Genomic DNA, 15,809 nt, shown 5'->3' on the forward strand with positions numbered 1-15,809 from the left:
GCTGCAGGCAGCGGGCAAGCGACAGGCTGATTCTTATCTTGCGGCGCGCTCCGCGGCTTCAAGGGTGTTGACCAGCAGCATGGCGCGCGTCATGGGGCCCACGCCGCCGGGCACGGGCGTGATCCAGCCAGCCACTTCCTTGACGCCGTCGAAGTCGACGTCGCCGGCGAGCTTGCCGTCGGCCTTGCGGTTCATACCCACGTCGATGACGACCGCGCCGGGCTTCACCATGTCGGCCGTCAGGAGGTCGAGCTTGCCCACCGCCGCGACGATCACGTCGGCCTGGCGCGTGATGGCGCCGAGGTCTTTCGTGGCGCTGTGGCAGATGGTCACGGTCGCGCTCTTGGCGAGCAGCATCATGGCCATCGGCTTGCCGACGATGTTGCTGCGGCCGATGACCACGGCGTGCTTGCCGCGCAGGTCGTAGCCGATGGATTCGAGCATCTTCATGCAGCCGTGCGGCGTGCAGGGCCAGAAGCCGGGCGCACCGGTCATCAGCGCGCCCGCGCTGGCGACGTGGAAGCCGTCGACGTCCTTGGCCGGCGAGATCGTCTCGATGACCTTCTGGCTGTCCATGTGCTTGGGCAGCGGCAGCTGCACCAGGATGCCGTGCACCTTCGGGTTGTCGTTGAGCGTGCGGATGCGGGCCAGCAGGTCGGCCTCGCTCATGTCGGCGGGGTAGGTCTCGAGCGTGGCGTCGAGGCCGGTCTGGGCGCTGTCGTTGACCTTGTGCTTGGTATAGACCTGGCTGGCCGGGTCTTCGCCCACGAGGATGATGGAAAGGGCCGGGTTCACGCCACGGGCCTTGAGTGCGGCGGTGCGGCCGGACACCTCGGCGCGGATGGTTTTGGCGAGGGCGTTGCCGTCGATCAGTTGGGCGGTCATCGGTTTCGATTTTCCAAGTAAAAACGCCCGCTTGCGCAGGCGTGGGGGTCATTCGTCGCTATCGGGCGGATAGCTGCTTCTAGGCCTTGGCCGCAGGCGCCGCCTGCCCCAGCGCGATCTTGAGCAGATCGGCCACGGTGTTGGCGTTGAGCTTTTCCATGATGTTGGCCCGGTGCGCCTCGACCGTCTTGATGCTGATGCCCAGGTCGTCGGCGATCTGCTTGTTCAGGCGGCCGGCGACGATGCGCTCGAGCACCTGCGCCTCGCGGCCCGTGAGCTTGGACAGCAGCGCGTCGCGGCTGGCCGACTGCTGGTGCTGCGTGAAGGCGCCGCGCGCATGTTCGAGCATGCGCTCGACCAGCGTGACGAGTTCTTCGTCGTTGAAGGGCTTCTGGATGAAATCCATCGCGCCCTTCTTCATGCTGTCGACCGCCATCGGCACGTCGCCGTGGCCGGTGATGACCACGATGGGCAGCGGGGAGCGCCGTTCGATCAGGCGATCCTGCAGCTCCAGGCCGGTCATGCCGGCCATGCGGATGTCGACTATCAAACAGGCGACTTCACGCGGGTCGTATCGGGAGAGAAAGGATTCGGCGGAATCGAAACAGCGGACTCTGTAGTCCTTGCCTTCGAGCAGCCATTGCAGCGAATCGCGTACGGCTTCGTCGTCGTCGACGACATAGACCGTGCCCTTCTTCGGAATCAAACTCATGCAGGTACCTTTGCCTCGTCGCTAGCTACGGAACTGATAGCGTCCAACACCGGAATCCAGAAGGAAAAACGGCATCCGATCACATCCGGGCCATTGTAGATGTTCTCCGCCTGCATCCGGCCGCGATGCGACTCGACGATGGTGCGGCACAAATTGAGCCCGATGCCCATGCCTTCGGGCTTGGTGGAGAAGAAGGCCTCGTAGAGCCGGTCCATCACCTCGGGCGCCAGGCCCTTGCCGGTGTCCTGCACCGAGAACTCGATGGCGTTGTGGCCCTCGATCACCTTGGGCAGCACGCGCAGTTCGACGCTGCGGCGCGCCAGCGGGCGGTCGGCGAGGTCGATGGACTCGGCCGCGTTCTTCAGCAGGTTGACCATCACCTGCTCGATGAGGATAGGGTCGACCCGCACCACCGGCAGCCGCGCGGCCACGTAGTGGTTCAGGCGCACGTTGCGCCGGCGCAGCTCGATGCCGGCGAGCTCCACCGCCTCGCTCACCATGGTGGCCACGTCGGCCGGCGTGCGGTTGGGTTCGCTGCGCTTCACGAAGGAGCGGATGCGCTGGATGATCTGGCCCGCGCGCTGCGCCTGCTTCGAGGTCTTCTCGAGCGCGGCGAGCAGGGCGTCGTTGTCGATCGACTGGCCCTTGATGCGCGACATCATCCCGTTGCAGTAGTTGGTGATGGCGGTCAGCGGCTGGTTGAGCTCGTGCGCCACGCTGGAGGCCATCTCGCCCATGGTGATGAGGCGGCTGGCGGCCTGGGCCTTGTCGGCCTGCGCGGCGGCCTGTTCCTCGGCGTCGCGGCGCTGCGTGATGTCGGTGGCGATCACAAGCTGCGCAAGCCGGCCGTCCACCCAGGTCAGGTAGCGCGAGCGCACCTCGAGCCACTTGCCGAGGTGGGGCACGAAGATCTCGTTGTTGGCGGTCTGCGCGGCGGTGAGGGTGTCGATCGGCAGGCCGGCGTACGGGTCCACGTCGTCAAGGCCCTCGTCGTGCGCATTCGAGGCCGGCACGCCCGCCTGCGCGACCATGCCCAGGTGGCCCACGGTGTCGGAGCCGAACCACAGGCGATAAAGCTTGTTGGCGAACAGCAGTTCCTCGCTGCCGATGGGGGCCACCGACACCGCCGCGTCGAGCGCTTCCAGCACCGTGGTGAAGCGCTCGTAGGAGGCCGAGAGCTGCTCGCGGATGCGCGTGGGCTCGGTGATGTCGGTCATCGACGTCATCCAGCCGGTCTGGTGGCCGCGCGCGTCGATCAGCGGCGACACGTAGAGGCGGGCGTTGAACACGCTGCCGTTCTTGCGCTTCACCCGCACCTGGAAGCCGCCGGGCAGGGCGCGGCCGTGCAGTTCTTCCTCGAGCCGCTCGTTCATCACCTCGCGGTCGGATTCGAGCCAGTAGGGGAAGGGCGGCGACTGGCCGACCAGTTCTTCCTCGCTCCAGCCCGTCATCGCGCAGAAGGCGGCGTTGACGTAGGTGATGCGGCCCTGCAGGTCGAGCACGCGCATGCCGGTGAGCATGGAGTTCTCCATCGCCCGGCGGAAGTTGGTCTCGGCCACCAGCCGCTGCTGCGCCTGCAGCCGGCGACGCGTGTGTCGCCAGGTGCCGATCAGCATCCAGCTGGTGAGCACGCTGAGCGCGCACACCAGCCAGAAGAGCCCGTTGCCGACCACGCCCTGCGAGGTGCGGTAGGCCTGCGCCCGCAGCACCAGCGCATTGCCGACCGGGGACACCGGCACTTCGTATTCGTTCGTGCGCTCGCTCCAGGGCAGCAGGCGCGTGCCGCTTTCCTTCAGGTTCGTGGTGTTGCCGGCGATCACATGGCCCTTGGCGTCGAGCAGCGACACCGCGTAGCGCGCCTGCACCTCGGAAGGCATGCCGTAGCGCAGCAGCCCGTCGACCGAGAATTCGCCCAGCACCACGCCTGCGAACAGGCCCTGGTCGAAGAGGGGAATGTGCAGCTGCAGCATCGACGCCGGGTCGCCGCCGGCCACGGGCTGCGAATAGACCGGCTGGCGCAGCTCGCGGGCCAGCGCGTAATTGCTCTCGATGTCGCCGGGGCGCAGCACGTCGCCGATCAGGTGCTGCTGCGCCGGGTGCACGCTTGGCGCCGCGTAGCCGGCCTTGAAGCGGCGGCGGTCGTCGATCCAGGTGATGGTCTGCAACTCGGGGAACTGGCTTACCAGCGACTCGGCGCGGCTGGTGAACTCGACGGGGTCGATTTCCCGGTTGGAGGCATCGCGCGCGATGCGCATCAGCTGTTCCTGCCGCTCGAGCAGCCGCAGGCGCATGCGCTGCTGCGCGTACTCGACGTCGCGGCGAACCGACTCCTGCTCACGCTCGACCTCCTCGGTGCGCAGATACCAGAAGGCGGAAACGATGGCGGCGAGGAACAGCAGCACGGCCGCCATCGGCGCGAGCATGGCGACCGCGTCCTGCAGCACCGGAGTCTGGCGTCGCCACCACCTGCGCCACCAGGACAGCGGCGAGGCGTTAACGGCACTGCGGGCAACCGCCAGCGGAGAGGAGAGAGGCATGCGCGGATTCTAGGCTCGCCCCCTCGGCTTGCCACGCCTGGCGCGGGTATCCGGCATGACGGATGCGGCTTGGCAAGACAGGTTTTGCGGCGGGCTTTGCAGGCTCATGTTGTTCTCAAAATTTCATATCAAGAAATCAATGAGCACTATTTGAAATTGCGATGTTTCTATGCGAAACTCCGCCGCGTTCGCCATACGGCGCACTTAAATTACAGCCACTGCCCTAAAAGGAGAGACAAGCATGTCGGCAAATCCCGAGAACCTGTTCGGCTCGGCCGCAAACGATGCGGACGCCCAGGAGACCCGTGAATGGATGGATGCACTGTCCTCCGTCATCCAGAGCGAGGGGCCGGAGCGGGCCCACTTCCTTCTCGAGCAGTTGCTCGAACATGCGCGGCAGAACACGGTCGACATGCCGTTCTCGGCCAACACCGGCTACGTCAACACCATCGAACCCTCGCAGGAGGCTCGCAGCCCCGGCAACCTCGAGATCGAACAGCGCCTGCGCGCCTACATGCGCTGGAATGCGATGGCCATGGTGGTCAAGGCCAACCGCCACCATCCGCCCGAGGGCGGCGACCTGGGCGGCCACATCGGCTCCTTCGCCTCGCTGGCCAGCATGTTCGGCGCCGGCTTCAACCACTTCTGGCACGCCGAGAGCGAGAACCACGGCGGTGACCTGCTCTACATCCAGGGCCACGTCTCTCCCGGCATCTACGCCCGCGCCTACCTCGAAGGTCGTCTCTCCGAAGAGCAACTGCTCAATTTCCGCCAGGAAGTCGACGGCAAGGGCCTCTCCAGCTATCCGCACCCCAAGCTGATGCCCGAGTTCTGGCAGTTCCCCACGGTGTCGATGGGCCTTGGCCCGCTGATGGCGATCTACCAGGCGCGCTTCCTCAAGTACCTGCACGCACGCGGCATCGCCAACACCGAGAACCGCAAGGTCTGGGTGTTCTGCGGCGACGGCGAAATGGACGAAGTCGAATCGCTGGGTGCCATCGGCCTGGCGGCGCGCGAGAACCTCGACAACCTGATCTTCGTCATCAACTGCAACCTGCAGCGCCTCGACGGCCCGGTGCGCGGCAACGGCAAGATCATCCAGGAGCTCGAAGGCGAGTTCCGCGGCGCCAACTGGAACGTCGTCAAGCTGATCTGGGGCAAGGGCTGGGACGCCCTGCTCGAGAAGGACCATGACGGCGCGCTGCGCAAGATCATGATGGAGTGCAACGACGGCGACTACCAGTCCTTCAAGGCCAACGACGGCGCCTACGTCCGCAAGAACTTCTTCGGCCGCGATCCGCGCACGCTGAAGATGGTCGAGCACATGACCGACGACGAGGTCTGGAATCTCCAGCGCGGCGGCCATGACTCGCAGAAGGTGTACGCCGCCTTCCACTCGGCCCAGAACCACAAGGGCCAGCCGACCGTCCTGCTCGTGAAGACCGTCAAGGGCTTCGGCATGGGCAAGATCGGCGAGGGCAAGAACACGGTCCACCAGACCAAGAAGCTCGGCGACGAGGACATCAAGGCCTTCCGCGACCGCTTCAACATTCCGATTCCCGACAGCCAGATCGCCGAGCTGCCGTTCTACAAGCCGGCCGACGACACGCCGGAAATGCGCTACCTGCACGAGCGCCGCAAGGCGCTGGGCGGCTACCTGCCGCACCGCCGCGTCAAGGCCGACGAGAGCTTCACGGTGCCGTCGCTCGACACCTTCAAGGCGGTGATGGAGCCCACGGCCGAAGGCCGCGAGATCTCGACCACGCAGGCTTATGTGCGCTTCCTCACGCAGCTGCTGCGCGACAAGGCGCTGGGCCCGCGCGTGGTGCCGATCCTCGTGGACGAGGCGCGCACCTTCGGCATGGAAGGCCTGTTCCGCCAGATCGGTATCTACAACCCGCACGGTCAGCAGTACACCCCGGTCGACAAGGACCAGGTCATGTACTACAAGGAAGACAAGTCCGGCCAGATCCTGCAGGAAGGCATCAACGAGGCCGGCGGCATGTCGAGCTGGATCGCCGCCGCCACGTCGTACAGCACGAACAACCGCATCATGGTGCCGTTCTACGTGTACTACTCGATGTTCGGCTTCCAGCGCATCGGCGACCTGGCATGGGCTGCCGGCGACATGCAGGCGCGCGGCTTCCTGCTGGGCGGCACCTCGGGCCGCACCACGCTGAACGGCGAAGGCCTGCAGCACGAAGATGGCCACAGCCACATCCTGGCCAACACCATCCCGAACTGCGTGAGCTACGACCCGACCTTCGCGCATGAAGTCGGCGTGATCCTGCACCACGGCCTGAAGCGCATGGTCGAGAAGCAGGACAACGTCTACTACTACCTGACGCTGCTCAACGAGAACTACGCGATGCCCGGCCTCCAGCCCGGCACCGAAGAGCAGATCATCAAGGGCATGTACCTGTCGAAGCAGGGCCCTGCGATCAAGGCCGCCAAGGGCAAGGAAGCGCCGACCGTGCAACTGCTGGGCAGCGGCACCATCCTGCGCGAAAGCTTTGCCGCACAGGAACTGCTCGAACAGGACTGGGGCGTGTCGGCTTCCGTGTGGAGCTGCCCGAGCTTCAACGAGCTCACCCGCGACGGCCAGGACGCCGACCGCTGGAACCTGCTGCACCCCGACCAGACGCCGCGCGTGCCCTTCGTGGCCGAGCAGCTCGCCGCCTCGACCGGCCCGGTGGTCGCCTCGACCGACTACATGAAGGCCTACGCCGAGCAGATCCGCCCCTTCGTGCCGAAGGGCCGCAACTACAAGGTGCTGGGCACCGACGGCTTCGGCCGCAGCGACTTCCGCAGCAAGCTGCGCGAGCACTTCGAGGTCAACCGCCACTACATCGTGGTGGCTGCGCTCAAGGCCCTGAGCGAAGACGGCATCGTGCCGGTTGCCAAGGTGGTGGAAGCGATCAAGAAGTACGGCATCAATGTCGACAAGGTCAACCCGCTCTACGCCTGATCCCCAATCAACAACCAATCAACGAACGAACGGCGCCTGACGGCGGGAGACAACGATATGGCAGCAGTGGAAGTGAAGGTGCCGGACATCGGCGATTTCGATGAAGTCGCGGTGATCGAGGTGCTCGTGAAGGTGGGCGACACGGTCAAGGCCGAGCAGTCGCTCATCACGGTGGAGTCGGACAAGGCCTCGATGGAAATTCCGTCGTCGACCGCCGGCGTGGTCAAGGAACTGAAGGTCGAGGTCGGCAGCAAGGTGAAAGAGGGCTCGGTGGTGCTCGTGCTCGAGGCCGAAGGAGCGGGTGCCGCAGCACCGGCTCCTGCGCCTGCCGCGGCCCCGGCTGTCGCAGCGCCTGCACCGGCCGCGGCAGCGCCCGCGCCGGCTCCTGCCGCCGCACCCGCGGCTTCCGGCCCGGTCGAGGTCAAGGTGCCCGACATCGGCGACTTCAAGGACGTCGCGGTCATCGAAGTGCTCGTGAAGGTGGGCGACTCGATCAAGACCGAGCAGTCGCTCATCACGGTCGAGTCGGACAAGGCCTCGATGGAAATCCCGTCGTCGGCTGCCGGCGTGCTCAAGGAACTCAAGGTCAAGGTGGGCGACACGGTCAACATCGGTGACCTGATCGCCGTGCTCGAAGGCGCCGCCGGTGCGGCTGCTCCGGCACCTGCCCAGGCTGCAGCAGCCGCTGCCGCTCCGGCAGCCGCCACGGCAAGCGCTCCTGCTCCGGCTGCCGCGGCGCCTGCACCCGCCGCAGCGGCTCCCGCCCACAACCCGACGGTCGCTCCCACCGGCAGCCTGCCGCACGCCTCGCCTTCGGTGCGCAAGTTCGCGCGCGAACTCGGCGTGCCGCTCGAGGAGGTCAAGGGCTCCGGTCCCAAGGGTCGCATCACGCAGGAAGACATCCAGAGCTTCACCAAGGCCGTGATGAGTGGCCAGGCCAGCACCAAGGCCTCGGCGGCCAAGGCGCCGGCTGGCGGCGGTGCCGACGGTGCGGCGCTGGGCCTCATCCCGTGGCCCAAGGTCGACTTCACCAAGTTCGGCACGGTCGAGCGCAAGGACCTGTCGCGCATCAAGAAGCTCAGCGGCGCGAACCTGCACCGCAACTGGGTGATGATCCCGCACGTCACCAACAACGACGAGGCGGACATCACCGAGCTCGAGGCCTTCCGCGTCTCCACCAACAAGGAGAACGAGAAGTCGGGCGTCAAGGTGACGATGCTGGCCTTCGTCATCAAGGCGGTGGTCGCGGCGCTGAAGAAATTCCCCGAGTTCAACACCAGCCTGGACGGAGACCAGCTCGTCTACAAGCAGTACTACCACATCGGCTTCGCGGCCGACACGCCCAACGGCCTCGTGGTGCCGGTGCTGAAGGATGCCGACAAGAAGGGCATCCTGCAGATCAGCGCGGAGATGGGCGAGCTCGCCAAGAAGGCGCGCGACGGCAAGCTCGGTTCGGCAGACATGCAGGGCGGCTGCTTCTCGATCAGCTCGCTCGGCGGCATCGGCGGCACGCATTTCACGCCGATCATCAATGCGCCCGAAGTGGCCATCCTCGGCCTCTCCAAGGGTCAGATGAAGCCGGTGTGGGACGGCAAGCAGTTCGTGCCGCGTCTCACGCTGCCGCTGTCGCTGTCGTACGACCACCGCGTGATCGACGGCGCCCTGGCTGCGCGTTTCAACGCCTACCTGGGCCAGGTGCTCGCGGACTACCGTCGAATCCTGCTATGACCACCGTAGTGGCCGTCCGCAAGGGCGGCCAGGTCACGATGGCAGCCGATTCTCTGGTGACCTTCGGCGACACGCGGCTCTCGCACCGCGCCGAGGCGAACCAGAAGATCTTCACCGTCGAGGACGCGGCGGGACAGAGCCTGTTCGCCGTGGCCGGCGCCGCCGCGCACTTCCTGGTGCTGCAGCACGCGCTGGCCGCGCAACCGCGCGAGCAGCTGATGTTCGGCAGCAAGCACGAGATCTTCCGCACCTTCACGATGCTGCATCCGGTGCTGAAGGACTCGTTCTTCATGCAGACCAAGGAAGACGAGCACGAGCCCTACGAGTCGAGCCAGTTCACGATGCTGATGGCCAACCAGAGCGGCATCTACGGCATCTACAGCTACCGCGAGGTGTTCGAGTTCAAGGAGTTCTGGGCCATCGGCTCGGGACGCAGCTTTGCCCTCGGCGCCATGCACGCGGCCTATGACATCAAGTCGCGCACCTCGCGCGACGTGGCGGAGGCGGGCATCGCCGCCGCCTGCGAATTCGATCGCAATTCGGCCCCACCGGTCGACGTTCTCACACTCAAACTGAAAGTGTCCAAATGAGCGAACAACAAATCAAGGTGCCCGACATCGGCGACTTCGACGAAGTCGCGGTCATCGAGGTGCTGGTCAATGTCGGAGACACGGTCAAGGCCGAGCAGTCGCTGATCACGGTCGAATCGGACAAGGCCTCGATGGAGATCCCGTCGTCCGCCGCCGGCGTGGTGAAGGCGCTCGCGGTGAAGGTGGGCGACAAGGTCAAGGAAGGCTCGGTGGTGCTGACGCTGGAAGTCGACGGTGCCGCGGCCCCCGCGCCCGCAGCGGCGGCGCCCGCCCCGGCGGCAGCGGCTCCTGCACCGAAGGCAGCTGCTCCCGCGCCGGCCCCCGCTGCACCGGCCGTGGCCGTGTCCAGCTACGGCGGCAAGGTCGATGTCGAGTGCGACGTGATCGTGCTCGGCGCCGGCCCCGGCGGCTACTCGGCGGCCTTCCGCGCCGCAGACCTCGGCCTGAAGGTCGTGCTGATCGAGCGCTACGCCACCCTCGGCGGCGTGTGCCTGAACGTGGGCTGCATCCCTTCGAAGGCGCTGCTGCACGTGGCCTCCGTCATGGACGAGGTCAAGCACTTCGCCGATCTCGGCGTGAGCTTCGCCGCCCCGACGGTCGATCGCGCCAAGCTGCTCGGCCACAAGAACAAGGTGGTGGGCAAGCTCACCAGCGGCCTCACGGCCATGGCCAAGATGCGCAAGGTGACGGTGCTGCGCGGCGTCGGCAACTTCATCGACCCGTATCACATCGAGGTCGAGGAAACCTCCGGCACCAGCTGGGACACCACTGGCAGCAAGCAGACCGTGAAGTTCCGCAGCGCCATCATCGCGGCCGGCTCGCAGGCCGTGAGCCTGCCGTTCATGCCGAAGGATCCGCGCGTGGTCGACTCGACCGGCGCGCTCGAGATGGGCACCGACCCCAAGCGCATGCTGATCCTGGGCGGCGGCATCATCGGCCTCGAGATGGGCACTGTGTACTCCACGCTGGGCGCGCGCCTGGACGTGGTCGAAATGCTCGACGGCCTGATGCAGGGCGCGGACCGCGACCTCGTGAAGGTCTGGCAGAAGATGAACGCGCCGCGCTTCGACAACATCATGCTCAAGACCAAGACGGTCGGCGCCGAAGCCACGAAGGAAGGCATCAAGGTCACTTTCGAGGGCGAGAACGCGCCGAAGGAGCCGCAGGTGTACGACCTGGTGCTGCAGGCCGTGGGCCGCAGCCCCAACGGCAAGAAGATCGGCGCCGAGAAGGCCGGCGTGACGGTGAGCGACCGCGGCTTCATTCCGGTCGACATCCAGATGCGCACCAACGTGCCGCACATCTTCGCCATCGGCGACATCGTGGGCCAGCCCATGCTGGCGCACAAGGCGGTGCACGAGGCGCACGTGGCGGCCGAAGTCATTGCCGGTGAGCTGAAGGGCGACAAGGAGCTGTCGAGCGCGGCCTTCAACGCCCGCGTGATCCCGAGCGTGGCCTACACCGACCCCGAAGTGGCGTGGGTCGGCCTGACCGAGGACCAGGCGAAGGCCGAGGGCATCAAGGTCAAGAAGGGGCACTTCCCGTGGACCGCTTCGGGCCGCGCCATCGCCAACGGCCGCGACGAAGGCTTCACCAAGCTGCTGTTCGACGCGGAGACGCACCGCATCCTGGGCGGCGGCATCGTCGGCACGCATGCCGGCGACATGCTGGGCGAGATCGCGCTGGCGATCGAGATGGGCGCGGACGAGATCGACATCGGCAAGACCATCCATCCGCACCCGACGCTGGGCGAGAGCATCGGCATGGCGGCGGAAGTGGCTCACGGCACCTGCACGGACCTGCCGCCGCAGAAGAAGAGCTGACGGAAAAGAGCTGAAGGCGCCGGTCGACCGATCGGACGCCCATAAAAAAATCCCGCCGAGGCGGGATTTTTTTCGTCCTTGATCGGGGGATCAGGAGATCGGGAAGAGGGCGGGGCTCAGTTGCCGGTATTGGCGACAGCCGCGGCCTTCACCTCGTCCGCCGGTCCGCCGACCACGCGGCGGGCACCGTCGAAGCGGCGCTGCCAGTAGCTGCCGTTCATGTCTTCCACGCGAACCTGGGCGCCGGAGCGGGGCGAGTGGATGAACTTGCCTTCGCCGACGTAGATGCCGACATGGCTGAAGGCGCGGCGCATGGTGTTGAAGAACACGAGGTCGCCGGGCTTGAGCTGGTCGCGGTCGATCTTCTCGGTGGCGGCTGCCTGCTCTTCGGCGCGGCGGGGGAGCATGTGGCCGACCGTCTGGTTGTACATGGCGCGGACGAAGCCGCTGCAGTCGAAACCGGATTCGGCGGTGTTGCCGCCGCGACGGTAGGGAACGCCGAGGAATCCGATGGCGGTCACCACCAGGTCGGAGGTGCGTTCGGTGACGGTTTGACGAACCTGCTTGAGTTGTCCGATCAGACCTTTGTCGGCAAGCATTCGTGCCAGCTCGTCATCGGTCTTTTCCTGTTGGGGGGCTGCATGGACTGCAACGGCAAAGAGGAGGGACGCGGGTAGGACGAAAAAACGCATGGCGCGTAGGATATTGATGACGTGCGGTTATGTCAATTTAAATAGAATTAGCGAATCCTTCTGTAAGTCATTGATTTACATGAAGAATTTCGATCCGGTCAAAGAAAAAATGTAACGGCGAACGTTTATGCTCCATAAACGGTTGACCGCGAAAAGGCCTTCGGGAGTCGGGAGAACCAAAGGTTGTGCTGGATTCGGTCGTTATTTATCGACAAGATCACTGCAACTTCACGGAAAAGTCATGAACTTGCAGTGCTTCCCGTCTTTGACTTCTTTTCGCCGCTGGACATTTGTCACGGTAATCGGTTTCTGCGCGGCCGCCGCGGCCCAGACCAGGCCCGAGACGGTGGCCACGGGTCTCGAAAATCCGTGGGGCGTCGCCTTCCTGCCTGGCGGCCGTTTCGTGGTGACGGAGCGGCCCGGCCGCCTCCGGCTGGTCGGCGCCGACGGCAAGATCGGTGCTCCCATCGCCGGCATGCCTCCCATTGCGGCAGGCGGCCAGGGCGGCCTGCTCGACGTGCTGGCCGACTCCGGCTTCGAGAAGAACCGCACGCTGTATTTCTGCTTCTCCGAGCCCGATGCCGCCGGCTCCGCCAACAGCACGGCGCTGGCCCGCGCCAACCTGTCTGCCGACGGCACGAGGCTGGAGGAGTTGAAGATCATCTTCAGCCAGCAGCCCAAGGTGGCGAGTCGCAACCACTTCGGCTGCCGCATCGTCGAGGCGCGTGACGGCACGCTGTTCCTCACGCTCGGCGACCGCTTCAGCCGCAAGGAAGACGCGCAGAAGCTCGACAACCATCTGGGCAAGATCGTGCGCATCGCCAAGGACGGCTCGGTGCCCAAGGACAACCCCTTCGTCGGCAAGGCGGGCGCGCTGCCCGAAATCTGGAGCTACGGCCACCGCAACGGGCAGGGCGCCACGCTCGCGCCCGACGGCCGCCTCTGGATGACCGAGCACGGCCCGCAGGGCGGCGACGAGATCAACATTCCATTGGCGGGCCGCAACTACGGCTGGCCCGTCATTACCTACGGCGAGAACTATGGCGGCGGCAAGATCGGCGACGGCATCACGGCCAAGGAGGGCATGGAGCAGCCGCTGCACTACTGGGTGCCATCGATCGCACCCTCCGGCATGGCATTTCTCACCAGCGACCGCTACGGCGCCGCCTGGAAGGGCAACCTGTTCGTCGGCTCGCTCAAATTCGGCTATCTCGACCGTATCGAGCTGAAGGGCGGCAAGGTGGCCGCCGAGCACAAGCTGCTGGCCGAGGGCCGCGCCCGAATCCGCGACGTGAAGCTGGGGCCTGACGGATTGCTTTACGTGCTGACCGACGAAGCCGACGGCAAGCTGCTGCGCCTGCGGCCGAATTGAGCCCCGGTTGCCCGTTCAACCGGGGCAACCCGGCAGCGGCAGGGTCGGCAGCATGCGGCGCCAGAGGCGGTTCCACTCTGGCCAGTCGTGCCCGCCTTCGGTCGTGAAGACGCGTTCGGGCGGCAGCACGTTCGCCAGCAGCCGGTTGCTGAAGGCGAAACGGTCGTCCAGACCGTAACCCAGGTAGAGCGGCGGCCGGGCGCCCGCCGTGTTCGTGAAGCCCGAATAGCCGCGCAGCCATTGCCAGAGCTGGGTCTCATCGGGCGTGCGGGGAGGGCTCGCGGCCGGGTCGACCAGCGGGCCACGCCACCTGGCGAGGCCGCCGGCATTGGCGATGTCGGCGCTGAGCGCGCGCTCGCCGAGGTAGGGCGCCAGCGTCACCAGTCCCGCGAGTTCGCCGGGGTGGGTCTGCGCATAGAGCATTCCGCCGAAGCCGCCGAGCGAGATACCGACGAACCAGATGTGGCGATAACCCTGGCTGCGTGCCGGCACCATCACGTCGGCGCTCAGGCGGTCGAGGACGGACTTGTCGTTGAAGTAGCCGAGGTGCGAGTCGACCAGCATCACGTCGGCCGCGATGCGGTTCTCGTGGACCGCGCGGACGAAGCCTTCGCGCTCGAATTCGTCGGGCGTCGAGTACGCGCCGGGGAGCATCACCAGCAGCGTGTCGACGTTGCCGCGCGGGCAGCTGCTTTTCTCGAGCGAGGTCGCCATCGGCACCGTGGCCTTGCGCACGCCGCCGCATGCCATGACGAGCAGCGCGGCGCCCAGGCCCACTGCTGCGAGCCGCAACCGTTTCGAGAAGAGCTTCATCCGCCGAAGTCTAGGCGCGCCGCGAGGCCGGCAGGTTGACCATCACGGACTGCCCGGGCGCGGTGCAGCCGGTGTCGCAGCACTTGCCGGGCTGGCGGTTGCGGGTGATGGCGCGCTCCGGGTCGTGAGGCGCGGCCGAGGGCGAGCCGTCGGCCGCGATGCCTCGTTCGAGGATGCGCTCGACCAGCTCGACCTTGGAGCCCACCGGGTAGTTGCGCCAGATTTCCTGCTTCATCGCCGCGGGCGAGCCGCCGCCGTGCAGGCTGATCACGCTGTACCAGCCGCCCTGGTAGCCGGCCGTCAGGTCCTCGATGAAGCGGGCCGTCTCGATGCGCTGCTCGTAGGGAATGGCGGGGTTGGCGCGCAGCACGTCCGAGAGGCGGGCGGCGGTCTCGGGGTTGTGGTCTTCGTCGGGGCCGGGCAGGGTGACGATCAGGCCTCCGCTCACGTAGTGCGCGATGCGGTGCATGTCGTAGATCTTCGTGGCGAGCAGCAGCTTGCCGATGTTGCTGAACACCGGATCGGGCATGAAGACCTCGCAGTGCTCTTCGGCCTTGCCGTACACGCTGGCCGCCACGCCGCAGGCGAAGAAGCTCTCGGTGATGGTGATGAGCTCGACCATCTGCTCGCGCAGGTGGGTTTCCTTGCCAGGGTCGAAGCCGTTGGCCTCGCACATCAGCGCGCCCGCGCCGATCAGCAGGTCGCCGAAGCCGGCGCGCGCACCGATGCAACTGTGGCGGTGGTGCGTGGCATAGCTGTAGGTCAGGTGGCCGGAGTGTTCCCACTCGCCGGCGTAGAACACGCGCTCCCAGGGCACGAACACCCTGTCGAACATGCACACGCCGGTGCTCTGGCCGTACTTGCGGCTGAACAGGGCTTCGCCGTGCTCCAGCTTCTCGCCGGGCCGGCCCGCCGGTCGCGCGACGATGGTGAGGCCTGGCGCATCGAGCGGCACGGCGCAGCAGACGGCGAAGTCGGCGTCTTCCCGGCCCATGTTGCGGCAGGGCATGACCAGCAGCTCGTGCACGTAGGGCGCCCCGGTCACGATGGCCTTGGTGCCTGAGATGAAGATGCCGCGCGCATTGCGCTCGACCACGTGCAGGTAGCTGTCGACGTTGGCCTGCTCGTGCGGGCGGCGGCTGCGGTCGCCCTTGGCGTCGGTCATGGCGACGCCGAGCGTCAGGTCCTGGTCTTGCACGCGGTGCAGGTATTCGTGGAAGCGCGCCGTGTGCTCGGTGCCGCCGCGGGCGTCGTCGATGCGGGCCGACGCCTGGGCGATGGCGTTGAGCGCGTCGTGCGTCAGGTAGCGCTGGGCGCAGCCGGTTTCCTGGCAGACCAGACGTACGGCCTCGAGCTTGTTGAGCAGGTCGCCCGCGCTGGTGTTGATGTGGGAGAGCCGGTTGACCCGCTTGCCGCTGGTGTGCTGCACGGCGGTCATCAGCGGCTCGTATTCCTTCTTCAGGGCGTAGTCGTAGGTGAGGGCGATGGCATTGATGCCGGGCTGGAAGGCGGGTTCGTCGGCCACGCTGTCGACGCGGCGGCCATCGACGAAAACGGTGGGCTCGTAGCGGCGCAGCGATTCGCGGTAGTCGGCGCCGGACATGAGGGGGGAGCCGGGGAGCGGGGCGTTCATCGTGTTTGTCTCCTGGCTGTTTTGCCACATTTTAAACATCGTTCAATTTTTCGATC

Annotated in this window: 11 protein-coding genes; 5 read left to right on the plus strand and 6 right to left on the minus strand. The window is 66.3% G+C overall.

Going from position 1 to position 15,809, the window contains the following annotated elements; genetic code table 11:
• Window positions 1-33: 33 nt before the first annotated feature.
• From folD to ABL840_RS15070, 3 genes are all read right to left on the minus strand, one after another.
• A complete protein-coding gene (gene folD, locus ABL840_RS15060) occupies window positions 34-885 on the minus strand; it encodes a bifunctional methylenetetrahydrofolate dehydrogenase/methenyltetrahydrofolate cyclohydrolase FolD (RefSeq protein ID WP_093304907.1) in 852 nt (283 codons plus the stop codon).
• 79 nt (window positions 886-964) lie between these two features.
• Window positions 965-1,597, minus strand: a complete 633-nt coding sequence (locus ABL840_RS15065) for a response regulator transcription factor (RefSeq protein ID WP_012747279.1) — start codon at window positions 1,595-1,597, stop codon at window positions 965-967.
• On the minus strand, window positions 1,594-4,134 hold the full coding sequence (locus ABL840_RS15070) for a PAS domain S-box protein (protein WP_093201634.1): 2,541 nt from the start codon (window positions 4,132-4,134) through the stop codon (window positions 1,594-1,596). The genes ABL840_RS15065 and ABL840_RS15070 overlap by 4 nt, the downstream gene beginning before the upstream one ends.
• A gap of 241 nt (window positions 4,135-4,375) precedes the next feature.
• On the opposite strand from ABL840_RS15070, the gene aceE reads away from it, so the two are divergent.
• From aceE to lpdA, 4 genes are read left to right on the plus strand one after another with little or no spacing between them, the layout of a single operon-like run.
• Window positions 4,376-7,102: a pyruvate dehydrogenase (acetyl-transferring), homodimeric type gene (gene aceE, locus ABL840_RS15075; protein WP_093201632.1), complete on the plus strand. Its 2,727-nt coding sequence runs from the start codon at window positions 4,376-4,378 to the stop codon at window positions 7,100-7,102.
• A gap of 57 nt (window positions 7,103-7,159) precedes the next feature.
• On the plus strand, window positions 7,160-8,830 hold the full coding sequence (aceF, locus tag ABL840_RS15080; RefSeq protein WP_093304905.1) for a dihydrolipoyllysine-residue acetyltransferase: 1,671 nt from the start codon (window positions 7,160-7,162) through the stop codon (window positions 8,828-8,830).
• Entirely contained in the window at window positions 8,827-9,420 is a 594-nt protein-coding gene (locus ABL840_RS15085; protein ID WP_093201627.1) for an MFS transporter, read from the plus strand. Before aceF ends, ABL840_RS15085 begins: the two co-directional genes overlap by 4 nt.
• Complete coding sequence (lpdA, locus tag ABL840_RS15090) at window positions 9,417-11,243, plus strand: dihydrolipoyl dehydrogenase (RefSeq protein ID WP_093201624.1); 1,827 nt, start codon at window positions 9,417-9,419, stop codon at window positions 11,241-11,243. Before ABL840_RS15085 ends, lpdA begins: the two co-directional genes overlap by 4 nt.
• Window positions 11,244-11,359: 116 nt before the next feature.
• Here the strand turns inward: lpdA and ABL840_RS15095 are convergent, their stop codons facing one another.
• On the minus strand, window positions 11,360-11,935 hold the full coding sequence (locus tag ABL840_RS15095) for a C40 family peptidase (RefSeq protein ID WP_093201621.1): 576 nt from the start codon (window positions 11,933-11,935) through the stop codon (window positions 11,360-11,362).
• 241 nt (window positions 11,936-12,176) lie between these two features.
• On the opposite strand from ABL840_RS15095, the gene ABL840_RS15100 reads away from it, so the two are divergent.
• Window positions 12,177-13,307 carry a PQQ-dependent sugar dehydrogenase gene (locus tag ABL840_RS15100; RefSeq protein ID WP_093304903.1) on the plus strand — a complete coding sequence of 377 codons (1,131 nt, stop codon included), beginning with the start codon at window positions 12,177-12,179 and terminating at the stop codon, window positions 13,305-13,307.
• Between the two features lie 15 nt (window positions 13,308-13,322).
• On the opposite strand, the gene ABL840_RS15105 is transcribed toward ABL840_RS15100, so the two are convergent.
• Both ABL840_RS15105 and ABL840_RS15110 read right to left on the minus strand, forming a co-directional pair.
• Entirely contained in the window at window positions 13,323-14,120 is a 798-nt protein-coding gene (locus ABL840_RS15105) for an alpha/beta fold hydrolase (protein WP_093304901.1), read from the minus strand.
• Window positions 14,121-14,130: 10 nt separating this feature from the next.
• The gene (locus tag ABL840_RS15110) at window positions 14,131-15,753 is read right to left on the minus strand and encodes a 4-hydroxyphenylacetate 3-hydroxylase family protein (protein WP_093304898.1); all 1,623 of its coding nucleotides are present in this window, start codon (window positions 15,751-15,753) and stop codon (window positions 14,131-14,133) included.
• Between the last annotated feature and the right edge of the window lie 56 nt (window positions 15,754-15,809).

Origin of the sequence: Variovorax sp. NFACC27, from assembly GCF_048301545.1 — a bacterium.
In the GTDB taxonomy this organism is placed as follows: Bacteria; Pseudomonadota; Gammaproteobacteria; order Burkholderiales; family Burkholderiaceae_C; genus Variovorax; species Variovorax gossypii.